The following is a 23,842-nucleotide window of genomic DNA, read 5'->3' as shown; positions in this document are numbered from 1 at the left end:
GCGAGGATCAGCGGCCGTCGCGGTTTTGCCGGGATGACGCCGCGCACCCTTTGTTCTACCGGCTGAACCATGATCGTGCATCTCAAAGGGCGCCTGGATTCCACGGGCATCGACTACGCGGTGATCGACGTCGGCGGAGTCGGCTATCAGGTCGGCGCGTCGGCGCGGACGCTCTCGGCACTCGGGCCGATCGGCGAGGCGTGCACGGTGTTCACCGAGTTGCTCGTCGGCGAGGATTTCCAGCGGCTGGTCGGGTTCTCCAGCGCGGACGAGCGCGACTGGTTCCGGTTGCTGACCGGCGTGCAGGGGGTTGGCGCGCGCGTCGCGCTCGCGATCCTGTCGGCGCTGGAGCCGGTCGACCTGTCGCGTGCGATCGCCAGCGGCGACAAGGCGATGGTCGCGCGCGCCAATGGCGTCGGGCCGAAGCTCGCCCAACGTATCGTCATGGAACTGAAGGACAAGATCGGCGGCATCGCGCTCGGGCTCGGGCCGGCGGTGGTGAATGCCGCACCGGGGGCGTCTGCGGATGCGGTTTCGGCGCTGCTGAACCTCGGGTTCCGGCCGAACGAGGCGAGTGTCGCGGTGGCGGCGGCGGACGAGGAACTGGGGGCAGGGGCCTCGCTCGATGCGCTGGTGCGACTGGCGTTGCGCAAGGCGTCGAAGGCTTAGGGTTCCGGCGATTGCTGTTCTCCTGCGAACGCAGGAGTCCAGGGCCACAATCGTTGTGCCCCGTTACCCTGGGCTCCTGCGTACGCAGGAGAACGATACCGACAGCCACTGACTTTTGTTAGGATGACGGAGTGTGGTTGGGACACTGCCTAACAAAAAATTGGCCGCATCACTCGAGCGGCGTGAGCAGCGCTTTCCCTGCAAAATGCGCGTCGAGGTTCGCAACGACCAGCGCCGCCATCGCGGCCCGGCCATCGACCGTCGCGCTGCCCTGATGCGGTGACAGGACGACCTGATCCATCGTCTTGAGCGCTTCGGGAACGGCAGGTTCGTCGGCAAAGACGTCGAGCCCCGCACCGGCGATCGTTCCCGCCTGAAGCGCTGCCACCAGAGCCGGTTCGTCGATCAGGCTGCCACGCGCGATGTTGACCAGGATGCCGTCCTCGCCGAGCGCTGCGAGAACAGCGGCGTCCACGATTTGCGACGTCGCGTCGCCACCGGGGGCTGAGACGATCAGCACGTCGCACGCTGCCGCGAGCGAGGCTATGTCGGCATGGAACACGCCCGCGAAATCCGGCTTCGTGGAGCGCGCGGTATAATGGAGTTCGCGCGCGAACGGCGCGGCGCGCTTGGCGATGGCCTTGCCGATCCGGCCAAGCCCGAAGATGCCGATCCGTCGCCCGCTGGCGCGTCGAGAGAGGTCGACCTGCCACCCGCCGTCGCGCACTGCACGGTCGTTCGCGACAATCCGTCGCTGCACGGCCAGCATCAGTCCGATCGCGAGGTCTGCGACATCGTCGGTCAGTACGTCGGGCGTCGTCGTCACCGCTATGCCGCGCGCCTTGGTCGCGGCGAGGTCGATACCGTCATACCCGACGCCGTGGATCGCGATGATCTCCAGCGCGGGAAGGCGGTCGAGCAGCGCTTCATCGATCACGCTACTCCCGCCGCCGACGATCGCCCGCGTCGTCGCCAGCGGATCCGTGCGGTGCAGCGTGAAGCGCTCGGCGAGTGCGGCCTCCAGCGCAGGCGATACTCCGGAGAGCAGATACAGGTCGGGCTGCACGGTTTCGTTCGTCATCCCGCACCCATAGCCGCCTTGCCCCCTTCACCGCGAGCGCGCTATCGCGGCGTGTGACCGATACAGACCGCATCCTGACCGCCGCCAAGCGTCCCGAAGACGTCGACGCCGCGCTGCGCCCGAAGACGCTCGACGAATTCGTCGGGCAGAAGGCCGCGCGCGAGAATCTGCGCATCTTCATCCAGGCGGCGAAATCGCGCGGCGATGCGCTGGATCACGTGTTGTTCTTCGGCCCGCCGGGGCTCGGCAAGACGACGCTCGCGCAGATCGTCGCGCGCGAGATGGGGGTGGGGTTCCGTGCCACCTCGGGGCCGGTGATCGCCAAGTCGGGCGATCTCGCCGCGCTGCTGACCAATCTCGAGGATGGCGACGTGCTGTTCATCGACGAGATCCACCGGTTGCAGCCTGCGGTCGAGGAGGTGCTGTATCCCGCGATGGAGGACCGTGCGCTCGACCTGATGATCGGCGAGGGGCCGTCCGCGCGCTCCGTCCGCATCGACCTGCCGCGGTTCACGCTGATCGGCGCCACCACGCGGCAGGGGTTGCTGACGACGCCGCTGCGCGATCGCTTCGGCATCCCGGTGCGCCTGCAATTCTATACGGTCGAGGAACTGGAGCGGGTGGTGACGCGCGCTGCAGGGCTGCTCGGGCTGGGGATCGCCAAGGACGGCGCGATGGAGATCGCGCGCCGGGCCCGCGGGACGCCGCGTATCGCCGGGCGGTTGCTGCGAAGGGTGCGCGATTTCGCCAATGTCGCCGGGCATGAGACGGTCGATGCGCGGGCGGCGGATGCGGCGCTCAACCGGCTGGAGGTCGATTCGCTCGGGCTCGACGCGATGGACCGGCGGTATCTGATGATGATCGCGGATATCTATCGCGGGGGGCCTGTGGGGGTGGAGACGCTGGCGGCGGGGTTGAGCGAGCCGCGTGATACGATCGAGGAGGTGATCGAGCCGTATCTGATCCAACTCGGCCTGATTGCACGGACGGCACGGGGGCGGTTCCTGAACGCGGGGGGGTGGAAACATCTCGGCCTGAACCCACCGGCCGGAAGCCAGGACGGTCTGTTCGACACCTGACTTCTTCTAAATCTTCCCCCCTCCCTGGAAGGGAGGGGCAGGGGGTGGGTCGGCTTCCGCATATTCCAGACGCAGGTGGCTCGAGCAGGCCGACCCACCCCCAACCCCTCCCTTCCAGGGAGGGGGGAAGTGAGGGGGTGTTCGAAGCGCTGGGGACTCATTTGGAGAATCCCCACTCAAAGATCGATCGAACTTCACCCCAACACTGCTTTTGTTGCGTGGCACCCAAGCGTTTCATCTGATAGCCAACCCGAATGCCCCTTTCGGCCGCCGCCTCCGCCCGCGAAATCCTCACCAGCCTTCACGACGTGATGGCGTCGCGCACGTCCGCGCAAGCCAAGCTGAACGCCGTCGTCGGCATCATCGCCACCGCGATCGACAGCGAGGTCTGCTCGATCTACCTGTTGCGCGAAGGGGTGCTCGAACTGTTCGCGACGCGCGGGCTGGATCAGGCGGCCGTCCACGTCACCAAGCTCGCGCTCGGCGAAGGCCTAGTCGGCACGATCGCGGAAGACGTCGAGGTGCTCAACCTCGACGAAGCCGCCAGCCACCCCGATTTCGCCTACAAGCCCGAGACCGGCGAGGACCGCTTCCACAGCTTCGCGGGCGTCCCCATCATCCGTCGCGAGCGATCCGTGGGGGTCCTGGCCGTCCAGCACACCGATCGTCGCAAATATGCGGACGTCGAGATCGAGGCGTTGCAGACGGTGGCGATGGTGCTGTCCGAACTGATCGCCAATGCCGGCCTGATCGACACCACCGGCGGCGGCGCGGACCGGCCGCAGTCGACCGCGGCGATGCGCATCCCCGGCCAGAAGCTGGTCGACGGGATGGGCGCGGGCTTCGCGGTTTATCACCAGCCGCGGATCACCATCGAGCACACCGTCGCCGAGGACACCGACGCCGAGCGGCACCGCGTCTATGCGGCGTTCGACAAGATGCGCGAAGGCATCGACCGGATGACTCGCGAGGCTGAATTCGGTGTCGGCGGCGAGCATGTCGAAGTGCTCCAGACCTACAAGATGTTTGCCTATGACGAGGGCTGGGCGCGGCGCATCAACGAGGCGATCGATTCCGGGCTGACCGCCGAGGCGGCGATCGAGCGCGTCCAGCAACGTACCCGCCAGCGCATGCGCCAGATCGACGATCCGCTGCTCGCCGACCGGATGCACGATCTTGAGGATCTGTCGAACCGGCTGCTCCGTATCGTCTCGGGCCAGATGGGCACCGCGGCGCAACTCGGCCTGCGCCAGGACACGATCCTGATCGCGCGTAATCTCGGGCCTGCCGAACTGCTCGAATACGACAAGCGCCGGCTGAAGGGCGTGATCCTCGAGGAAGGATCGCTCACCGCGCACGTCACGATCGTCGCGCGCGCGATGGGCGTGCCGGTGCTCGGCCGCGTCCGCGATATCCGCCGGCTGGTCGCGGAGGGCGACATGCTGTTGCTCGATAGCGCCGAGAGCAACGTCTTCGCCCGCCCCTCCGCGGCGATGGAGGAAGCGTTCGATGCGCGGCTCGCGATGCGCCAGAAGCGCAAGGCGGCGTTCGCGGCTTTGCGCGACGTGCCGCCGATCACCAAGGACGGCCACCGGCTGACCTTGATGGTGAACGCTGGCCTGCGTGACGACGTCGCCGCGCTCGACGTCACCGGCGCGGACGGGATCGGCCTGTTCCGCACCGAGTTCCAGTTCCTCGTTTCGGCCACTTTGCCGCAGCGCGAGCGCCAGCAGCGGCTCTACCGCGAAGTGCTCGACGCGGCGGGCGAGCGCCCGGTGATCTTCCGCACCGTCGATATCGGTGGCGACAAGGCGCTGCCGTATCTCAACAAGGAAGATTCGGACGAGGAGAACCCGGCCATGGGCTGGCGCGCGCTGCGCCTTGGCCTGGAGCGCGACGGGTTGATGAAGGTGCAGGCGCGTGCGTTGCTGGAGGCCGCCGCCGGCCGCACGCTCAACGTGATGTTCCCGATGGTCAGCGAGCCGTGGGAATTCGACGAGGCGCGCGCGCTGTTCGAGGCGCAGCGGACCTGGCTCGAAGGACGCGGGCGGAAGATGCCGCTGGCGATCCGCTATGGCGCGATGCTCGAGGTGCCGGCGCTTGCGGAAATGCTCGACGTGCTGCTGCCGCGTATCGAGTTCCTGTCGATCGGCACCAACGATCTGACCCAGTTCCTGTTCGCGGCCGATCGCGCCAATCCCAAGCTCGCCGAGCGGTACGACTGGCTCAGCCCGTCGATCCTCCGCTTCATCGCGCGGCTGGTGTCGCCGACCCGCGACGCCAAGGTCGATCTGGCGGTGTGCGGCGAGATGGGCGGACGGCCGCTGGAGGCGATGGCGCTGATCGGCCTCGGGATCGAGCGGTTGTCGATCACCCCCGCCGCGGTCGGCCCGATCAAGGCGATGACGCGCTCGCTCGATCGCGCCGCGCTCACCCGATACATGACAGGACTGCTGGCGGATCCACCCCGCGACATGCGCGGCGCGCTGACCGCATGGGCGACCGAAAACGGTGTCGAAATCGTCTGAAGGCCCGAAACCGGCGGTTCCGGGCCGCGTGCGCGTTGACACGGCTAGGGGCCTCTGAAAGACGGGGGACATGACGGGCAACGCTACGCAGCCCGCTTCGGAGACAAGAATGGACGAGGTCGAAACCGGCCAGAACGCTACGCCCGCTGTACCAGAGCGTGCTGGCGACATTCTTCGCAACAGCCGCGAGTCGCAGGGATTGAGCGTCGCGGATATCGCGGCACGTACGCGCGTGCCGCTGCGCCATCTCGAGGCGATCGAGGCATCCGACTATTCCGCGCTGCCGTCCTCCACCTACGCGGTCGGCTTCAGCCGCGCCTATGCGCGTGCGGTCGGCGTCGACGAGGTGCGGATCGCGCAGCTGGTGCGCGAAGACGTCGCCAAGCTCGGTCGCCGCACGCCCGAATACGAACCCTATGAGATGACCGATCCGTCGCGCGTACCCTCGCGTGGGATCGCGATCGTCGCGCTGGGGATCGCGATCGCGGTGCTGGTGCTGGTCGGCCTCTGGTACGGCACCGACATGTTCCGCGGATCGAGCGAGTCCTCGACCGCGACGCCGGTTGCGCAAACCGCGCCGAACCCTGTCGCGCAGACCGCGCAACCCGTGCCCGCTCCTGCGACGCCCGCGAACGGCCAGGTCACGCTGACCGCCTCGGACGAGGTGTGGATGCGCGTCTACGATGCCGACAACAAGACGCTGTACCTCGGCACCATGAAGCCGGGCGAGAAGTTCGACGTGCCCAAGGACGCGAAGGACCCGATGATCAACATCGGTCGGGCGGACAAGCTGGCGGTGACGCTCAACGGTGCCGCCGCGCCGGCGCTCGGCACCGGCGAGCGCCCGATCAAGGACGTTCGCATCGGGGCACCGGCGATCGCCGCGCGTCTTGCCGGTACGCCCGAGCCGCAGCCCATGCCGACCGCGTCGGCCACGCCGTCCGGAACCAGCGAGCAGGCGCGCGCCAGTCGTCCGCGTACGCCGCGTCGTCAGATGACCGAAACGCAGCGTGCCAATCTGGACGCTGCCGCCAACCCGCCGCCCGCCGCTACGGCAACGCCGACCCCGTGAAAGCCCGCGGGCATCGCCAGCGCCTTAAGGCTGGCGACAGGATGGGTAGTGCAGCTATACCCGGACGATTAACCAATCCACCGGGGGGTGTGGCCCATGCGTAAGTCTATTCTGATCGGCGTCTGCCTCGCGGCCCTGATGCCGACCGCGATCTCCACTGGCGCCCAGGCGCAAAACGTCGAGGGCCGCGTCGGCAAGCTCGAAAGTGAAATGCGCGCGGTCCAGCGGAAGGTCTTCCCCGGTGGTGCGGGCCAGATGCTCCAGCCCGAAGTGCGCGCGCCGCAGAACGAGCAGGGCCCGGGGCCTGGCTCGCCCGCGACCAGTGCGCTCGCCGACGTGAACCAGCGCGTCACGTCGCTGGAGCAGCAGATGACGTCGCTGACGGAGCAGATCGAGCAGAACCAGAACCGCACGCGCCAGTTGCAGGATGCGTTCGACAATTACCGCCGCTCGAACGACGCGCGGATGAAGACGCTCGAAACCGGCCCCGCGCCGATCGCCGGCACTGGTGGCCCGACCGAGCCCGATGATCCCTCGAACGGCGGTCCTTCGAACGCCGGCTCTTCGAACGATGGCCCCTCGCGCCCGACGACGCGCCCCGAGACGGCGTCCCGGCCGACCACTGCACCGACCAAGGTCTCGGTCGAGAAGCCTTCTACCGGCGATCCGGCGGAGGACGAATACATGTATGGCTATCGTCTGTGGGCGGCCAAGCAGTATCCGCAGGCCCAGGCACAGCTGAAGAAGGTCGTCGCCGACTATCCGAAGAGCAAGCGCGCCAGCTATGCGCAGAACCTGCTCGGCCGCGCGTATCTCGACGAGGGCAAGCCGAGCCTCGCGTCGATGGCGTTCTACGACAATTACAAGAAGATGCCCGACGGCGAGCGCGCACCGGACAGCCTGTTGTACCTCGGCCAGGCGCTGACCAAGCTCAACAAGCCGGCCGATGCCTGCAAGGTGTATGACGAGCTGAACGACGTCTATGGGGCGAAGATGGCCTCGGCGATGAAGGGCCAGGTTGCCGCCGGGCGCAGCGCGGCGAAGTGCAAGTAAGCAGGTTCACCGATGACTACCGGCCGCTTTGATGTCCTCCCCTGGAAGGGGAGGTGGCAGCCCATCGGGCTGACGGAGGGGTATTGCGCTATCGAGAGCGGATCACCCCTCCGTCTGGCAAGCGCCAGCCACCTCCCCTTGCAGGGGAGGATCAGCATCCTCGTCACGGCCAACCGCGCATGACCGAAGAAGGCCGCCGCTTCGCCGCCGACTTCGTGCGCCTGGCAAGCGACATCACCAACCCGCTGTTCGCCGTCTCGGGCGGCCCCGACAGCATGGCGATGCTTACCCTCGCGCACGAAGCGCTCCCCCCCGGGTTCACGGTCGCGAGCATCGACCACCGCCTCCGCCCGGAAGCGGTGGAGGAATCCGCGATGGTCGCCGCGCATTGCGCAACGCTCGGCATCCGCCACGCCACGCTCGCCCCCAGCGAACCGATCACCGGCGCCAGTATCCAGGCACAGGCCCGCACCACGCGCTACGCCCTGCTCACCGATCACGCCCGCGCGATCGGGGCAGGGGCGCTCGTCACCGGCCACCACGCCGACGACCAGGCCGAGACCTTCCTGATGCGCGCCGCCCGCGGCTCCGGCCTCGCGGGGCTTGCCGGCGTCCGCGCGCGCACCGAAATCCACGGCGTCGCGGTCATTCGTCCGCTACTCGACTGGCGCCGCGCCGAACTCCGCGCGATCGTCCGCCGTGCCGAAGTGCCGTTCTTCGACGATCCCTCGAACCACGACGACCGCCACGATCGCACCCGCTTCCGCCGGTTGCTCGGCGAGAATGAATGGCTCGGCACGCCCAACCTCGCGCGCGCGGCCGCGGCACTCGCCGAAACCGATACCGACGTCCGTGCGATGGTCGAGTGGATCTGGACCGAACGCGCCAAGGTCGGTGGCGGCGAGGTGAAGCTGGCGGTGGACAAGCTCCCCCGCGAGATCCTCCGCCGCCTCGCCCGCCGCGCGATCGGCACGGTCCGCACCGAGGCGGGCATCGTCGCCCCCGAATGGACCGAGGCCGCGAACATCGAGAAGCTGCTCGACTCGCTGATGGCCGGCAAGCGCACCACGCAGGCCGGGATCATCGCCAGCGTGCGCGGCGACGTCTGGCGCTTCCGCGAGGCACCGCCGCGCCGGGCCCCCGCGTTGGGCCCTGCCTGAACGTCGGGTCCCGCCTGAACCACGTGACGATCCGTTCACACTGATCAACGCAACGCGCGCGTTGTTCCATTGCCATTAACCTGCGCACGCTTATCTTGTGCGGTGAAAGGTATCGTGCACCCATGAGCGACAACGACAACCGCGGTCAGAAGCCCCAGGGCCCCGGAAACGGCGGCCCGGAGAACAACGGCGGCAATCCCTGGATGAAAAGCCTGTTGATCTGGGTCGGCATCCTGCTCGCGCTGGCGCTGTTCGTGACCATGTTCGACGGCCGCACCGCAGCGTCGAGCGGCAACACGATCGCGTATTCGGCGTTCCTCGACAAGGTCGACGAGGGCACCGTCAAGGACGTCAACATCTCGCGCGATATCATCTCGGGGACATTGTCCTCGGGCGAGAAGTTCAAGTCGTACCCGATCCAGGATTCGACGCTCGTGCCCCGCCTGCGCGAGAAGGGCGTCTCGATCAGCGCGAAGCCCGAAGAGGGCCCGTCGATGCTGGCGCTGCTCCTGTATCAGTCGCTGCCGTTCCTGCTGTTCCTCGGCATCGCGTTCTTCGTCCTGAAGCAGATGCAGAAGAATTCGGGCTCCGGCGCGATGGGCTTCGGCAAGAGCCGCGCGAAGATGCTGACGCAGAAGGAAGGCAAGGTCACCTTCCAGGACGTCGCCGGCATCGACGAGGCACGCGAAGAGCTGGAGGAGATCGTCGAGTTCCTCAAGGACCCGACCAAGTTCGCGCGTCTGGGCGGCAAGATCCCCAAGGGCGCCTTGCTGGTCGGTTCGCCCGGTACCGGCAAGACGTTGCTTGCCCGCGCGATCGCGGGTGAGGCCGGCGTGCCGTTCTTCACGATCTCGGGGTCGGACTTCGTCGAGATGTTCGTCGGCGTCGGTGCGAGCCGCGTCCGCGACATGTTCGAGCAGGCCAAGAAGTCCGCACCGTGCATCGTCTTCATCGACGAGATCGACGCGGTCGGTCGCCATCGCGGCGCCGGCCTCGGCAACGGTAATGACGAGCGCGAGCAGACGCTGAACCAGCTGCTGGTCGAGATGGACGGTTTCGAGGCGAACGAAGGCATCATCATCATCGCCGCGACCAATCGTCCCGACGTGCTCGATCCGGCGCTGCTGCGTCCGGGCCGCTTCGATCGCCAGGTCGTCGTGCCGCGGCCGGATATCGAAGGTCGCATCAAGATCCTCGAAGTGCACATGAAGAAGGTGCCACTTGCCCCCGACGTCGATGCGCGCGTCATCGCACGCGGTACGCCGGGCTTCTCGGGCGCCGATCTCGCCAACCTCGTCAACGAGGCGGCGCTACATGCGGCGCGCAAGGGCAAGCGCCTGGTGGCGATGGCCGAGTTCGAGGAAGCCAAGGACAAGGTCATGATGGGCGCAGAGCGTCGCAGCATGGTCATGACCGACGACGAGAAGCGGATGACCGCGTATCACGAAGCCGGCCATGCCGTCGTCGCGATGCACGAGGCTGCGTCGGATCCGATCCACAAGGCGACGATCATTCCGCGCGGTCGTGCGCTGGGCATGGTCATGCGCCTGCCCGAGCGGGATTCGTACAGCTATCACCGCGACAAGATGTACGCGAACCTCGCGGTGTCGATGGGCGGCCGTGTCGCCGAGGAAGTCATCTTCGGCTACGACAAGGTCTCGAGCGGCGCATCGGGCGACATCCAGTACGCCACGGGTCTGGCTCGCGACATGGTCACGCGCTGGGGCATGTCCGACAAGGTCGGCCCGCTCGAATATGGCGAGCCCGAGGGCGAGTCGTTCCTGGGTTACTCGTCGAGCCGTCCGTCGCGCATGTCCAACCAGACCGCGCAGCTGATCGACGACGAGATCAAGCGGATCGTCGAAGGCGGTCTCGACCGCGCCAAGCAGGTGCTGAGCGATCATGTCGACCAGCTTCACACCGTGGCCGGCGCGCTGCTCGAGTTCGAGACGCTGACCGGCGACGAGATCAAGAAGCTGATCGCTGGCGAGGATCTCGATCGTCCGGATCCGGGTGCGAAGGCGTCGACCGTCCCGCGTGCGGGCACGTCGATCCCGAAGACGCGGCGTCCGAACGGTCCGTTCGGTACGCCGACCCCGCTGGGGGCGTGATCCGGTTCACCCGGCAGTAACCTAAGTATCTCTATGGGCGGTCTTTTCCCGGAAAGGCCGCCCATGTCGTATGTTCGCTCCAAGGCGCTGATCGCCGCGCTGACGATCGCTGGTCTGGCGATGCCGGCGAGTGCCGCGATGACGGTCGGCACCTTCCTCGCCCGCGCCAATGCGCTGCGCGACCAGGGCCCGATGGCGCTGATGTCGCCCGACCTGCCTGCGCTGAAGGCAGAGGCGAAAGCCGCGACCAACCAGCTGAAAGCCGAACGCGCCGCCCGCGCCGCCGCCGGCAAGCCTCCGATCGCCTGCGTTCCCGAGGGTGAGTCGGTCGGCATCATGGACATGCTCGACGGTCTGAACGAACTCCCCGCCAGCTACCGGAAACGCCCTCTCAAGGACGGCTACGCCCGGGTCTTGGCCAACCTGTACCCCTGCCGCTGAGCAGGCACGTGTAATCGGGGCTGAGGAGGCCAAGGTCACCACCACGCGGTACCACGCGGTCCGCCGCACTAGCCTTCTCCGTCCTCCGACCCAGGTCTGCCTCCCGGCCCAAGTTCGTCGTCTGGCCAGTTCGTTCTCTGGCCCGAGTTCGTTCTCTGGCCCAAGTTCGTCTTCGGCCGAAGCCCGTATCCTGACACAGGTTCGTCACCCAATCCCGATCCAAACCCGGCCCCCAAGTCCGTCACCCCAGCGAAAGCTGGGGTATCCCCGTTGGCTGGCGACGCCGCCGACACCACGAGATCCCAGCTTTCGCTGGGATGACGGTGAGGGGGAGAGGGCCAGTTTTCGCGGAAAGGGGGCCGGTTTTCGCGGGAATGACGAATTCGGTCACCCGGCCCCCAAGCCCGTCGCCCCAGCGAAAGCTGGGGTATCCCCGTTGGCTGGCGACGCGGCCGACACCATGAGATCCCAGCTTTCGCTGGGATGACGGGGGGAGGGGGCCAGTTTTCGCGGAAATGGGGCCGGTTTTTGCGGGCATGGCGAATTCGGTCACCCGGCCCCCAAGCCCGTCGCCCCAGCTAAAGCTGGGGTATCCCCGTTGGCTGGTGACTTGGCCGACACGATGAGATCCCAGCTTTCGCTGGGATGACGGTGAGGGGGAGAGGGCCAGTTTTCGCGGAAAGAGGGCCGGTTTTTGCGGGAATGGCGAATTCGGTCACCCGGCCCCCAAGCCCGTCGCCCCTGCGAAAGCTGGGGTATCCCCGTTGGCTGGCGGCGCGGCCGACACGATGAGATCCCAGCTTTCTCTGGGATGACGGCCATTGGGGAGGTCCCGATTTTTCGTTCGGATAATGGTCCGGCTAAGGAATGCGCTTGAATAGCGGATCCGTTCTCAAATGACGGGACGACAGGCCTGCCCCCGCCCACGCTCCCGACCCAGCCCGACCTAATCCGTCAACCCGTGCAGCAACAGCAGCACGATAAACGCCAGCAGCACCGTGAACGCGAACGTCAGCAGCGCCACCGTGCGCCACGCCGCCGATCGCTTCCGCAGCGAATACGCCCCGCGAAGCTGCGCGAACATATGCACCGGCGGGATCGCCACCGCGGCCAGCCTTAGCGTCGCGTCGGGCACGCCGACCAGATGCCCGAGGATCAGCGTGATCGTCAGCAGCATCATGAACGCAAGCGAATAGGTCACGAAGATCGCGTGGTCGTACAGATGATGCTTGCGCCGCCACAGGAAGAGCAGCGCCAGGAACGGCACCGACAGCGGGATCAGGCCCCAGCTGTATTTATACGCGCTGGTCTGCAGCTTGTAGATCATCAGGCCGGGATTTTCATTGGCCTTGGCGATGCCGTGGTCGAGCCGCTCCCAGCCGGTCTTGAAGTCCCCCAGGTCGACGACCGGTCCGTGACTGCCGCCGCGCTTCATGTCGGTCGCGACGCCGAGCGCGCGGATCGTCGTGCGCAGCGCCGCCGCGCGTTGGTCGAGTTCGGCGATCGGTGGCCCGGAATACGCTCTATCGCTCGTCGCGGCGGCTTTTTGCGCGTCGATGATGGCGAGCGCGGCGCGCGCCTTGCTGGCCTCACGGGCATAATCGGACGTCGCACCCGGCCGTTCGTCGTTCACGATCGTATCCGCGAGCTCGCCGCCGACCGCGCCGATCGTCGCGAACATCAGGAAGACGGTGAACAGGAACAGCGCGAGCGGCGACACGAACCGGACCCGCTCGCCATTGACGTAGCGCCGCGTGAGCGTGCCGGGATGCAGGATCAAGAGCGGCAACGTCCGCCAGATCTTGCCTTCGAAGTGAAATACGCCGTGCGCGATCTCGTGCCCGATCCCGCCGAGCGAACGGTGGACGTGCGCGGACTGGCCGCAGGCATGGCAGTGTTCGCCGAGCAACCGCGTCCCGCAATTGAGACAGAGCGCGTCGTCCGGACCATGGCCGGCATGCGCACCATAAGCGTCCCCCGCCTTCGGTTCGACCGCGCGTCCGATCAGGGCGCCCGTGGCGATATCCGCCGCTGCTTCGATATCTCCGGTCATGGGTCCCCCTGTAATATCGGTAGCGTAACGAGTTCGCGGCGTTGGCGCGAGGGGCTTCGCATGCTACCGCGCGGGCCATGGCCGACGCAGAAAATCCGACCGAATTGATCGCCGAAATGGGCCGCCGCGCGCGCTCTGCCGCGCTGGTGCTGGCGTCGATGCCGTCTACGCGGAAGGCCGCGGCGCTGGCGTCCGCGGCGGAGTCGATCCGGGCGGCATCGGCGGGAATCGTTGCGGCGAACGCGGAGGACATGGCGCGTGCAGCGGACGCCGGTCTGTCGGGCGCGCTGCTGGATCGGTTGCGGCTCGACGAGGCGCGTGTCGCGGCGATGGCGGACGGGGTCGCGGCGGTGGCGGCGCTCGCCGATCCGGTCGGGCAGGTGATCGACGCCAGCGAGCGTCCGAACGGCTTGAAGCTCTCGCGTGTCCGCGTGCCGATCGGCGTCATCGGCATCATCTACGAGAGCCGCCCGAACGTCACCGCGGACGCCGCGGCGCTGTGCGTGATGGCGGGCAACGCAGCGATCCTGCGCGGCGGGTCCGAAGCGGTGAGGAGCAACCGCGCGATCCATGCGGCGCTGGTCGAGGGCCTGATGGCGGGCGGGGTGCCTGTCGATGCGGTGCAACTCGTGCCGACCACCGATCGCGCGGCCGTCGGCGCGATGCTGAAGGCGGACGGGGTGATCGACCTGATCATCCCCCGCGGCGGCAAGAGCCTCGTCGCCCGCGTCCAGGCCGAAGCGCGCGTTCCCGTCCTCGCGCATCTCGACGGCATCAACCACGTTTATGTCGATGCCTCCGCGGACCCGGCAATGGCCGAGGCGGTGGTGGCCGATGCCAAGATGCGCCGCACCGGCGTCTGCGGTTCGATGGAAACGCTGCTGATCGACCGGGATTACGCCGACGCACCGGCCCTGATCCGAGGTCTCGCAGCAACGGGTTGCGAGGTGCGCGGCGACGGAAGTGCGCGCGCGCTCGTTCCGGAGATCGCCGCTACCGACGCGGCCGACTGGGACACCGAATATCTCGACGCGATCGCCTCGGTCGCGATCGTCGACGGCTTGGACGCGGCGGTCGCGCACATCGCCCGCCACGGCTCGCACCACACCGACGCGATCGTCGCCGAGGATGCTGGCGTCGCCGAACGCTTCCTGACGTCGGTCGACAGCGCGATCGTCCTCTGGAACGCCTCCACCCAGTTCGCCGACGGCGGCGAGTTCGGCCTCGGCGCGGAGATCGGCATCGCCACCGGCCGCCTCCACGCCCGCGGCCCGGTCGCGCTCGAAGGCCTCACCACCTACAAATGGATCGGCCGCGGCACCGGCCAGGTGCGCGGTTGATTGTGAGAGGTGGAAAGCGCATGTTCGCGACATGACGAACGCATCGACCTTGATGATCGCGATCGAGCCAGGCGTTGCCGAGAAACTCGCGACACTGGCGCAACGCCGCGGCGTAGACGCTAGTACCATCGCCGCCGAAGCGATCGCGCGTCGCGTCGACGAAGAACTCGAGTTTCTGGACTTCATTCAAGCGGGCGAGGATTCGATCGCGCGAGGCGATTATCTCACCCAGGAGGAAATGGAAGCCTGGTTTGCGCAACGGCACAAGACCGCCGACGCTGCATGAGGGGCGTAAGATGGTCGCGCGACGCGCAGGCCGATCTTGCGAAGATCGACGACGAATTTGACAAGATCGATCCGAATACCGCGAGCCGGGTTGGCACCTCGGCGATAAACGCAGCCAGATTTCTGGTGGACTACCCGGGCGCGGGGCCAGCGGTGCCAAATACCCGACTGCGTAAATGGCGCGTCGCAGGCACGCCGTACATCTTGCTCTATCGATTGGCGGACGATGATCTGTTCATCGTCCGCGTCATTCACGTCGCGCGTGACCGACAGCAGTTCCTATGATCCATGTCGGCATCCTCGGCGGGTCGTTCAATCCTGCGCATCGCGGCCACCGCGGCATCACGCTATCCGCGGTCGATGCGCTCGCGCTGGACGAGGCGTGGTGGCTGGTGTCCCCCGGCAATCCACTCAAGGACGCCGCGAATGACATGGCGCCGCTCCCCGCACGCCTCGCGTCCGCCCGCGTGATGGCCCGTCGCGCGCCGATCCGGGCTACCGATATCGAGGCACGGCTCCATACCCGCTACACGCTCGACACGATCCGCAAGCTCAAGCGGCGCTACCCCAAAATCCGCTTCATCTGGTTGATGGGCGCTGACAATCTCGCCGACTTCCACCGCTGGAAGAACTGGCGCCAGATCGCCCGCGAGGTTCCGATTGCGGTAATCGCGCGGCCGGGATATGACGGGCGCGCCCTCGCGGCCCCCGCGATGGGTTGGCTGCGGCGCTTCCAACGGCGCACAGACCATGCGAAGAGCTGGACGACGTGGAGATTGCCGGCCCTTGTGCTGTTGCGCTTCCGACCCGACCCGACCTCCGCAACCGGCCTGCGTGCCGAAAATCCCGACTGGGCTCAGCATATTGCTGATCCGGTAATCTTACCCAGGAGCTGACTTGGCCACTTCCCCTACTGCCCCTCGCGCGACCGACCCCGAAGAGGTTGAGGCGCTGCATCGCCTGATCCTCGCGTCGCTCGACGACGACCAGGCGGTCGAGACGATCTCGATCCCGCTCGCGGGCAAGACCAGCATCGCCGATTACATGGTGATCGCCAGCGGTCGTTCGACCCGCCAGGTCGCCTCGATGGCGCAGAAGCTGGCCGAGCGGATCAAGGCCGAGTTCAAGCGCCCGGTGAAGATCGAAGGCCTGCCGACCGCCGACTGGGTGTTGATCGACGCGACCGACGTCATCGTCCACCTGTTCCGCCCCGAAGTCCGCAGCTTCTACAATCTGGAGCGCATGTGGGCATTCGGCGACGCACCGACGCCGCCGCCGGTGCCGACCTTTACCGCCGAAGACTAGACTTCGAGGCGCGGCGGCGGTGCTGCTCCACATCGTCGCCCGTGGTCGGATCGGGCGCTCGTCCGAGGCTGAGCTGGTCGATCGCTATCTGAAGCGGATCGTCTGGCCGACGAAGGTGTCCGAGCTGCCCGACGTCGGCGGCAAGATCCCGCTGGTCGGCGAGCAGACCAAGCGCATCCTGCTCGACGAGAAGGGCGAGACGCTGTCGTCGACGCAGTTCGCGCATAAATTGGAGCGATGGCGCGACGATGGCGTGCGGGAGGCGCGGTTCATGATCGGCGCGGCCGACGGCTTCGACGACGCGGCGCGCGACGAAGCCGACCTGCTCTTCTCGTTCGGCCGCGCGACCTGGCCGCATCTGCTCGCGCGCGCGATGCTCGCCGAACAGCTCTTCCGCGCGACCAGCATCCTTGCCAACCACCCCTATCACCGCGAAGGGTGATGCATGAGGGCAGGGGGCGTCTTGGCGATCGCGGCGCTGTTCGCGGCGGCGGGCGTTACCGCACAGACTGACGCGCCCGAACTGGCGACCGAGCAGCAACGCCTGGTCGCGGCGAAACGCGACGCCGCGATCGCCGCCGCGCGCGCCGCCAAGCTCGCCGCGGCTGCTGCTCAAGAACGCAATGCCGCCGACAAGGCGCGCCGCGAAGAACAGGCGCTCGCCGCCCGTGTGACCGCCGCGGAAGCCAACCTTGCTACCGCGAGCGCACGTGTGACGCTGGTCGAGCGCCTGCTCACCGATCAACGCGCCAGGCTCGGCCGCGCACAGGCCCCAGTCGCGCGGCTGCTTGCGGCGCTGGAGTCGCTCGCCCGTCGCCCGACCATCGTTGCGGTCGCGCAGCCGGGATCGGTCGACGATCTCGTCCATGTTCGGGCGGTACTAGGCAGCGCGCTCCCCGTCGTCCGTCAGCGTACCGAGGCGGTCCGCACCGAGCTCGCCGAGACGCGGCGGTTGCAGGCGAGCGCGACACTCGCCGCCAAGGCGCTTTCCGACGGCCGCGCGCGTCTGGAAAACGACCGCGTCGCGCTGGCCACCCTCGAGGCGCGTCATCGCCAGCGCAGCCAGGCCCTGGGCCGCGGTGCGCTAAGCGAGTCCGACCGCGCGCTGGCGCTCGGTGAACGCGCGCGCGATCTGGTCGACGGGATGGCCGCCACGACCAACGCCAAGGCGACCGCCGCCGCCCTGATCGCGCTTGCCGGCCCGGTCCCGCGCCCGATCGCGCCCGGCACCACGCCACCGCCACCCCCGCGCGGCGTGTACCGCAGCCCGGTAGCGGGCAGGCTCGTCATCGGCTTCGACGAGGTTTCGGACTCCGGCGTCCGGTCGCGCGGCCTGACCTTCGCCACCACCCCGCGCGCGCGCGTCGTCGCCCCCGCCGCGGGGACGATCCGCTACGCGCGTCGTTTCCGCGAGTATGGCGTCATCGTCATCATCGACCACGCCGATGGCTGGACCAGCCTCGTCACCGGCCTCGCCGCAACGTCGGCAAAGCCCGGCGACCGCATCGCGATGGGCGCGCCGCTCGGCATCGCGCCCGGCGAAGACCCGCGCATCACCGTCGAACTCCGGCGCCGGGGGCGGCCGGTCGATGCGGCGTCACTGATAGGGCCGCGCTGATCGGCTGAGCCGGTCAACGCCTGACTTTGTGGTCGAAATCGCCAAATCCACCCCGTCACCCCGGACTGGTTCCGGGGCCCACCGTTCCGCGAACCCAATTCTATCGAGCGTGCGGAACCGTGGATGCCGGAACGAGCCCGGCATGACGTAGCATGGTGGAAGAGACTTGCCGCCGAAACCTGATGGACGCCGCGTTTCGATCCCGCAAGGGGGAGGTGGCTGGCGCTTGCCGGACGGAGGGGGAGGAAGGGGTAACCGCTGTTCCGTGTCCTCCCCCTCCGTCACCTTCGGTGCCACCTCCCCCTGGCGGGGGAGGATCGATGGGGCCCCCGGTCAGCCCCCGTTAACCCTCATCAGTCTTCACTCCGCGCGCGCGTTGCCGCCACCACGTCATTACGCTACGCCGTCACCACTGTACGACACGTCACTTCTCAGGTTGCAGGACCATCGATGCCCCGTCCTATTCGTGCTCCTATGCTTACCGCCACGGCGATCGTCGGCGCGCTGACGCTGATCCCGCTCGCCACCTCGGCGATGGCGGCGGTCGACACCGATACCTATCGCGAGTTCGACCAGTTCCTCGACGTCTTCAACCGCGTGAAGGCGGAATATGTCGACAAGGTCGATGACAAGACGCTGATCAAGGGCGCGATCCAGGGCATGCTCGCCAGCCTCGATCCGCACAGCTCGTATGTCGACGCGCTCGACTACGAAAACCTCCGGATCATGACCGAGGGCAATTACGGCGGTCTCGGCCTGACAGTCCAAATGGAAGACGGCGCGATCAAGGTCGTCTCCCCGCAGGAGGATTCCCCCGCCGCCCGCGCCGGCGTCAAATCCGGCGACTATATAACGCATATCGACGGCAAGCTGATCTACGGCGATTCGCTCGACGAGGCGGTCGGCAAGATGCGCGGCAAGCCCGGCAGCAAGATCACGCTCGGGCTCGTTCGCCCCGGCCGCGACAAGCCGCTCGACGTGACGATGATGCGCGAGATCATCGTCCAGAAGCCGGTGAAGTGGGAAGTCCGCGGCGACGTCGGCTATATCAACATCAATACCTTCAGCGAAAACACCGGTGCCGACACCCGCGCGGCGATCATGGCGATCGACAAGTCGCTCGGGCACCGTCCCTTGGGCTATGTCGTCGACCTTCGCGAAAATGGCGGTGGGCTCCTGACCCAGGCGATCGAGGTCAGCGACGCGTTCCTCGATCACGGCGAGATCGTCTCGCAGCGCGGTCGCGAGAAGACCGATATCGAGCGCTATTACGCGAAGCCCGGCGACGACGCGCACGGCCTGCCGGTCGTCGTTCTCACCGATCCCGGCACCGCGTCCGCCTCCGAGATCGTCGCCGGCGCGCTCCAGGATCACCACCGCGCACTGATCATGGGCGAGCGCAGCTTCGGCAAGGGCTCGGTCCAGACGGTGTTGCAGCTCGGCCCCGAGACCGCGCTCCGCCTCACCACCGCGCGCTATTTCACGCCGTCCGGCCGGTCGGTGCAGGAGGGCGGGATCGAGCCCGACATCAAGGTGCCGCAGCTCACCGATCCCGACTACAAGTCGCGCCCGGTGTTCCGCGAGGCGGATCTGCGCAAGCATCTGATCAACGAGGTGAAGGCCGACAACGCGGTACTCGAGGAGGATACCAAGACCGATCCCCGCTTCTCGCAGACGCCCGACCAGCTGAAGAAACAGGGTATCGACGACTTCCAGCTCTATTATGCGCTGAAGACCGTTGCGCGCCTCGGCGGTCCGGTCCAGGTCGCCGCCGCGACCAAGCCGCGCCCGATCAAGCCCGATCCTACCGCCCCCGACGCAACCAAGGCGCCCACCAATTGAGCGTGCGTCGTGGGCTTGGCATGACCAAGAACGAAGAGATCGCGCGCGCGATCGCGCTGTTGCTGCCGGCATTCCTGCTGCTCGGCGCGCTCGGCTCGCAATATCTCGGCGGGCTGTATCCGTGCGAGATGTGCCATTGGCAGCGCTGGCCGCATTATTCCGCGTTGCTGATTGCCGGCGCGACGTTCTTCGTGCCCGGGCGGTCGTTGCGCGCATCGCTGGTCATCATCGCCGGGCTGTTGATCGGGCTCAGCGGCCTGATCGGCGTCGCGCATGCCGGCGTCGAATATCATTGGTGGAACGGCTTCACCGCCTGCACCACGACCGTCTCGATGGCTGGCACGACCGCGGCGGAGCGTCTCGCCGCGATCATGAATGCGCCGATGGTGCGTTGTGATTCGGCGCAGTGGAAACTGTTCGGCATTTCGCTCGCCGGCTTCAACGCCATCTTTTCTCTGGGAGGTGCGATCACCATATTCGCTCTCATGAGGAAGACGAGATGAGTTGGAAGCCAGGAGACGTCAAGCGAGCGACGGACTCGATGATCCGCGTCGACCAGGCCGGCGAATACGGCGCGATCCGTATCTACGCGGGCCAGTTGGCCGTGCTCGGCGACCGTCACCCGGCGTCGCGCTCGATCCACCACATGGCGCAACAGGAAGAGCGGCACCGCGCGTTCTTCGACCGGATGATCGTCGAGCGGCGCGTGCGCCCCACCGTGTTGCAGCCGATCTGGAAGGTCGCCGGCTTCGCGCTCGGCGCGGTGACCGCGGCGATCAGCCCGCGTGCGGCGATGGCGTGCACTGCGGCGGTCGAGACCGAGATCGACAAACATTACGAGGAACAGCTCGTTCAGCTTGGCGCCAGCGATCCCGAGCTATCGGCAGCGATCCTCGATTTCCAGGCCGAGGAACTCGAACACAAGGCGACCGCGATTGCGGCGGGTGCCGAGGAGACGCCGGGCTACCCGGTATTGAGCGCGGTGATCCGGCTCGGCTGCAAGGTCGCGATCGCGACCGCCAAGCGGATCTAGGCGGACGGAAACGGATCAATGGATACGGCCAAGCGATTATAACAAGCCGAACGAACGCGTGGGAGTGATGCGTATGAAGATGCTTTTTGCGGCGGCCTTGCTCGTCGCCGGCCCCGCCGTCGCACAGACCGCGCAGCCGACCTCTAGTGCCAATACGTCCAATGCCAATACGGGGCCGACCCTTGCGCAGTCGCCCGCCAAGGCCCCCGCGCTGCCCGGCGCGACCGCCAAGCCAAAACCGGTCGTCGCCCCCCCGCAGGTCTCGCGCAACGCGCCGATCAACGGCGTCCTGACGCTGTTCGGCAACGAACGCTGCCCTACCAACCAGAATGGCGAAGAGATCGTCGTCTGCGTCCGCCGCAGCGCCCAGGAGCAGTACCGCGTCCCGAAAGAACTCCGCGAGTTCGTCGTGACACCAGAGAATGCTAGTTGGGCGACCAAGGCCCAGGGCACGCTCGACGCAGGCTCGGGCGTCAACACGATCGGCAGCTGCTCCGCCGTCGGTGCCGGCGGCGCCACCGGATGCTTCGGCCAGCGCGTGCGAGAGTCCCGCCTGGAAAACAAGACCCGCGCCGCCGAAGTCCCTGTCCTCCCATAAAGCCTTCGCGAGACAGCGCCTTTCTTCCCCCCTCCCTGAAAGGGAGGGGCAGGGGGTGGGTCGGTTTCCGCAAGTTCGAACCCCAGTGGCCCAAATTGGCCCACCCACCCCCAACCCCTCCCTTCCAGGGAGGGGAGCACGTTCCGATCCTCTGGCCACCGGCTCGCACACTTCGCTCGCGCGCGCGCCTTGGCCGATGCTGTATTGGCGTGATTTTCACCACGCCTTAGGCTGATCGGGAACGATGTCGCTATTCGCGGCCCTGAGAACCTCCCGCTAGGAATACCGGCATGACCCAATCCCTACGGATCGCCTTCCTGCTGTTCCCGAACGTGACGCAGCTCGACCTGACCGGCCCCGCGCAGGTGCTGTCGCGGCTCGGTAACGCCCGGCTCGATCTCGTGTGGAAGACGCGCGACCCGGTCCCGACGGACGCCGGTTTCTCGATCCTGCCGACCGCGACCTTCGCCGAAATGCCGCATGCCGACATCCTCTGCGTGCCCGGCGGTTTCGGCATCAACGCCGTGATCGCCGACGACGAGGCGATGGCGTGGGTTCAGGCGATCGGCGCAACCGCGACGTGGGTGACGAGCGTCTGTACCGGCTCGCTGATCCTCGGCGCGGCGGGATTGCTCGACGGCTACCGCGCCGGCTGCCATTGGGCGCAGCGCGACATGCTGACTTTGTTCAACGCGATCCCGGTCGACGCGCGCGTCGTGGTCGATCGCAACCGCGTCACGGGGGGCGGCGTTACCGCGGGGATCGACTTCGCGCTGACGCTGACCGCGATGATCCGCGGCGAAGCGCACGCCCGGGCGGTTCAGCTCGGTCTGGAATATGATCCGGCACCACCGTTCGACAGCGGCTCACCCGCGGGCGCGGGTCCGGAGATCGTCGCGGCGTATCAGCGCCGCGTGCACGCGCTAGTCCCTACCCGCGACGACGAGCTGCGCGCGCTGGCGAAGCGCCGCGGCTTTGCCCAAGACGCTTAAGGGTGACGCTTCAGCCCGCGCACCCGGTGCCAGATGTAGAAGGCGACCAGCGCGATCAGGACGATGCCGATCAACAGGTCGGCGCTGTGGAACGCGGCCTTGACGCGCGGATCGCTGTCCCATTTGTCGCCGAGCTTCATGCCGACCCAGGCCAGCCCGAAGCACCACGGCCACGATCCGATGAAGGTGTAGAGGTGGAACGGCACCAGCTTCATCCGCGCGACGCCGGCGGGGAAGGCGATGAACGAGCGGATCACCGGCAGCAGCCGGCCGATCAGCACCGCGGCCGAGCCCCAGCGCGCGAAGAACCGGTCGGCCGCGTCGAGCTCGCCCGGCCCGATCAGGACGAAGCGGCCCCAACGCTCGGCCATCGGTCGGCCGCCGCGCTTGCCGACCTCATAGGCGACGATCGAGCCAAGGTTGCACCCGATCGCGCCGGCGGTGGCGGCGAGATACAGGTCGAATCGCCCGGTCGAGACGAGGTAGCCGGCGAACGGCATGATGATCTCGGACGGCAGCGGGATGCACGCGCTCTCGATCGCCATGAGCAAGGCGATGCCGACATAGCCACCGGACGAGATGACGCCGATCGTGAAGGTGGCGAGGACCGCCAGGATCTTTTCGAACATGGCTCGGTCGATTGCGCGAACCGGGCGCCGAAGGGAAGCCCTAAAGCGGAACTGGTCCGCGCTTCGTTCGCTGGTGCGGCATGACAGATCTCACACTCAACGACGGCCGCGCCATGCCCCAGCTCGGCATGGGCACGTGGCAGATTCCCGACAGCCAGGCCGCGACGATCGTCCACTCCGGGCTCGATATCGGCTTCCGCCTGGTCGACACCGCCGCGATCTACGAGAACGAACGCGGCGTCGGCGATGGCTACAAGGGCTCGGACGCGTTCCTGACGACCAAGCTCTGGAACGACCGGCAGGGCGATGCCGACGCGGCGATGGACGAGAGTCTTGCGCTGCTCGGCGTCGAGTCCGTCGACCTGTATCTGATGCACTGGCCGGTGCCGAAGCAGGACAAGTATGTCGAAGCGTGGAAGGCGATGATCGCGCTGCGCGATGCCGGAAAGGCGAAGTCGATCGGCGTGTCGAACTTCCTGCCGGAGCATATCGACGCGATCGTCGCTGCGACCGGCGTGACGCCTGCGGTCAACCAGATAGAGCTTCACCCGAACTTCCAGCAGCGCGAGCAGCGGAAGTATCACGAGGCGCACGGGATCGTGACGCAGAGCTGGAGCCCGCTGGGGCAGGGCAAGACGCTGTTGCAGGATGAGGCTATCGTCCGGATCGCGGACAAGCATGGGCGCAGCGCCGCGCAGGTGATCCTCGCATGGCATCTGGCGAACGGCTTCTCGGTGATCCCGAAGGCCTCCGACGCCGAGCATCTCGCCGACAATTTCGCGGCGCTGGACCTGACGCTGGACGACGAAGACATGGCCGCGATCGAAGCGCTCGACGATCCGGCGGGTCGCCTCGGCCCCGAACCGAACGCGATGTAATCCTCCCCGGCATGGGGAGGGGGACCGCGACGCATAGCGGTGGGGTGGAGGGGGGCTCCACGAACGGTACGCCCG

At 67.3% G+C, this 23,842-nt stretch carries 24 protein-coding genes; 21 read left to right on the top strand and 3 right to left on the bottom strand.

Going from position 1 to position 23,842, the window contains the following annotated elements:
* The first annotated feature begins 69 nt into the window (after nt 1-69).
* Nucleotides 70-669, top strand: coding sequence for a Holliday junction branch migration protein RuvA (ruvA, locus tag NLI89_RS07440; RefSeq protein ID WP_254686449.1), 600 nt, complete (start codon nt 70-72; stop codon nt 667-669).
* A gap of 169 nt (nt 670-838) precedes the next feature.
* On the opposite strand, the gene NLI89_RS07435 is transcribed toward ruvA, so the two are convergent.
* Entirely contained in the window at nt 839-1,750 is a 912-nt protein-coding gene (locus NLI89_RS07435; RefSeq protein ID WP_254686448.1) for a 2-hydroxyacid dehydrogenase, read from the bottom strand.
* Nucleotides 1,751-1,803: 53 nt separating this feature from the next.
* Here NLI89_RS07435 and ruvB point away from each other — a divergent pair, with 53 nt between their 5' ends.
* From ruvB to NLI89_RS07400, 7 genes are all read left to right on the top strand, one after another.
* Nucleotides 1,804-2,829 carry a Holliday junction branch migration DNA helicase RuvB gene (gene ruvB, locus NLI89_RS07430; protein WP_120299517.1) on the top strand — a complete coding sequence of 342 codons (1,026 nt, stop codon included), beginning with the start codon at nt 1,804-1,806 and terminating at the stop codon, nt 2,827-2,829.
* Between the two features lie 254 nt (nt 2,830-3,083).
* Nucleotides 3,084-5,357 (top strand): phosphoenolpyruvate--protein phosphotransferase, encoded by a 2,274-nt coding sequence (gene ptsP / locus NLI89_RS07425; protein WP_254686447.1) that lies wholly within the window; start codon nt 3,084-3,086, stop codon nt 5,355-5,357.
* 70 nt (nt 5,358-5,427) lie between these two features.
* Complete coding sequence (locus tag NLI89_RS07420) at nt 5,428-6,429, top strand: RodZ domain-containing protein (RefSeq protein ID WP_254686446.1); 1,002 nt, start codon at nt 5,428-5,430, stop codon at nt 6,427-6,429.
* Between the two features lie 96 nt (nt 6,430-6,525).
* Nucleotides 6,526-7,482 (top strand): tetratricopeptide repeat protein, encoded by a 957-nt coding sequence (locus NLI89_RS07415; protein ID WP_254686445.1) that lies wholly within the window; start codon nt 6,526-6,528, stop codon nt 7,480-7,482.
* 179 nt (nt 7,483-7,661) lie between these two features.
* A complete protein-coding gene (tilS, locus tag NLI89_RS07410) occupies nt 7,662-8,642 on the top strand; it encodes a tRNA lysidine(34) synthetase TilS (RefSeq protein ID WP_254686444.1) in 981 nt (326 codons plus the stop codon).
* Nucleotides 8,643-8,764: 122 nt separating this feature from the next.
* A complete protein-coding gene (gene ftsH / locus NLI89_RS07405) occupies nt 8,765-10,753 on the top strand; it encodes an ATP-dependent zinc metalloprotease FtsH (RefSeq protein WP_302675657.1) in 1,989 nt (662 codons plus the stop codon).
* Between the two features lie 63 nt (nt 10,754-10,816).
* Nucleotides 10,817-11,194, top strand: coding sequence for a hypothetical protein (locus tag NLI89_RS07400; RefSeq protein ID WP_254686443.1), 378 nt, complete (start codon nt 10,817-10,819; stop codon nt 11,192-11,194).
* 946 nt (nt 11,195-12,140) lie between these two features.
* Here NLI89_RS07400 and NLI89_RS07395 read toward each other — a convergent pair.
* Nucleotides 12,141-13,247 (bottom strand): DUF3667 domain-containing protein, encoded by a 1,107-nt coding sequence (locus tag NLI89_RS07395; RefSeq protein ID WP_254686442.1) that lies wholly within the window; start codon nt 13,245-13,247, stop codon nt 12,141-12,143.
* 77 nt (nt 13,248-13,324) lie between these two features.
* On the opposite strand from NLI89_RS07395, the gene NLI89_RS07390 reads away from it, so the two are divergent.
* From NLI89_RS07390 to NLI89_RS07335, 12 genes are all read left to right on the top strand, one after another.
* On the top strand, nt 13,325-14,587 hold the full coding sequence (locus tag NLI89_RS07390) for a glutamate-5-semialdehyde dehydrogenase (RefSeq protein WP_254686441.1): 1,263 nt from the start codon (nt 13,325-13,327) through the stop codon (nt 14,585-14,587).
* A gap of 49 nt (nt 14,588-14,636) precedes the next feature.
* On the top strand, nt 14,637-14,873 hold the full coding sequence (locus NLI89_RS07385) for a CopG family ribbon-helix-helix protein (RefSeq protein ID WP_254686440.1): 237 nt from the start codon (nt 14,637-14,639) through the stop codon (nt 14,871-14,873).
* Nucleotides 14,870-15,157 carry a type II toxin-antitoxin system RelE/ParE family toxin gene (locus NLI89_RS07380; RefSeq protein ID WP_254686439.1) on the top strand — a complete coding sequence of 96 codons (288 nt, stop codon included), beginning with the start codon at nt 14,870-14,872 and terminating at the stop codon, nt 15,155-15,157. The genes NLI89_RS07385 and NLI89_RS07380 overlap by 4 nt, the downstream gene beginning before the upstream one ends.
* A complete protein-coding gene (locus NLI89_RS07375; protein WP_254686438.1) occupies nt 15,154-15,768 on the top strand; it encodes a nicotinate-nucleotide adenylyltransferase in 615 nt (204 codons plus the stop codon). Before NLI89_RS07380 ends, NLI89_RS07375 begins: the two co-directional genes overlap by 4 nt.
* Before the next feature lies 1 nt (nt 15,769).
* Entirely contained in the window at nt 15,770-16,177 is a 408-nt protein-coding gene (gene rsfS, locus NLI89_RS07370) for a ribosome silencing factor (RefSeq protein WP_254686437.1), read from the top strand.
* A 19-nt stretch (nt 16,178-16,196) separates the two neighbouring features.
* Nucleotides 16,197-16,619 (top strand): 23S rRNA (pseudouridine(1915)-N(3))-methyltransferase RlmH, encoded by a 423-nt coding sequence (locus NLI89_RS07365; protein ID WP_254686436.1) that lies wholly within the window; start codon nt 16,197-16,199, stop codon nt 16,617-16,619.
* 3 nt (nt 16,620-16,622) lie between these two features.
* Complete coding sequence (locus tag NLI89_RS07360; protein ID WP_254686435.1) at nt 16,623-17,795, top strand: murein hydrolase activator EnvC family protein; 1,173 nt, start codon at nt 16,623-16,625, stop codon at nt 17,793-17,795.
* A 474-nt stretch (nt 17,796-18,269) separates the two neighbouring features.
* Complete coding sequence (locus tag NLI89_RS07355; protein WP_439144489.1) at nt 18,270-19,637, top strand: S41 family peptidase; 1,368 nt, start codon at nt 18,270-18,272, stop codon at nt 19,635-19,637.
* A 20-nt stretch (nt 19,638-19,657) separates the two neighbouring features.
* Nucleotides 19,658-20,140 carry a disulfide bond formation protein B gene (locus NLI89_RS07350; protein WP_254686433.1) on the top strand — a complete coding sequence of 161 codons (483 nt, stop codon included), beginning with the start codon at nt 19,658-19,660 and terminating at the stop codon, nt 20,138-20,140.
* Complete coding sequence (locus NLI89_RS07345) at nt 20,137-20,670, top strand: demethoxyubiquinone hydroxylase family protein (protein ID WP_254686432.1); 534 nt, start codon at nt 20,137-20,139, stop codon at nt 20,668-20,670. The genes NLI89_RS07350 and NLI89_RS07345 overlap by 4 nt, the downstream gene beginning before the upstream one ends.
* Nucleotides 20,671-20,743: 73 nt before the next feature.
* The gene (locus NLI89_RS07340; RefSeq protein ID WP_254686431.1) at nt 20,744-21,268 is read left to right on the top strand and encodes a hypothetical protein; all 525 of its coding nucleotides are present in this window, start codon (nt 20,744-20,746) and stop codon (nt 21,266-21,268) included.
* Nucleotides 21,269-21,558: 290 nt separating this feature from the next.
* Nucleotides 21,559-22,260: a DJ-1/PfpI family protein gene (locus NLI89_RS07335; protein WP_254686430.1), complete on the top strand. Its 702-nt coding sequence runs from the start codon at nt 21,559-21,561 to the stop codon at nt 22,258-22,260.
* On the opposite strand, the gene NLI89_RS07330 is transcribed toward NLI89_RS07335, so the two are convergent.
* A complete protein-coding gene (locus tag NLI89_RS07330) occupies nt 22,257-22,889 on the bottom strand; it encodes a DedA family protein (protein WP_254686429.1) in 633 nt (210 codons plus the stop codon). The genes NLI89_RS07335 and NLI89_RS07330 overlap by 4 nt on opposite strands.
* Nucleotides 22,890-22,969: 80 nt before the next feature.
* On the opposite strand from NLI89_RS07330, the gene NLI89_RS07325 reads away from it, so the two are divergent.
* Entirely contained in the window at nt 22,970-23,767 is a 798-nt protein-coding gene (locus NLI89_RS07325; protein WP_254686428.1) for an aldo/keto reductase, read from the top strand.
* The last annotated feature ends 75 nt before the right edge of the window (nt 23,768-23,842 follow it).

Source organism: Sphingomonas faeni, from assembly GCF_024273235.1.
In the GTDB taxonomy this organism is placed as follows: Bacteria; Pseudomonadota; Alphaproteobacteria; order Sphingomonadales; family Sphingomonadaceae; genus Sphingomonas; species Sphingomonas faeni_A.
The sequence above is the reverse complement of the archived record's forward strand: the minus strand, read 5'-3'. Positions and strand labels throughout refer to the sequence as shown.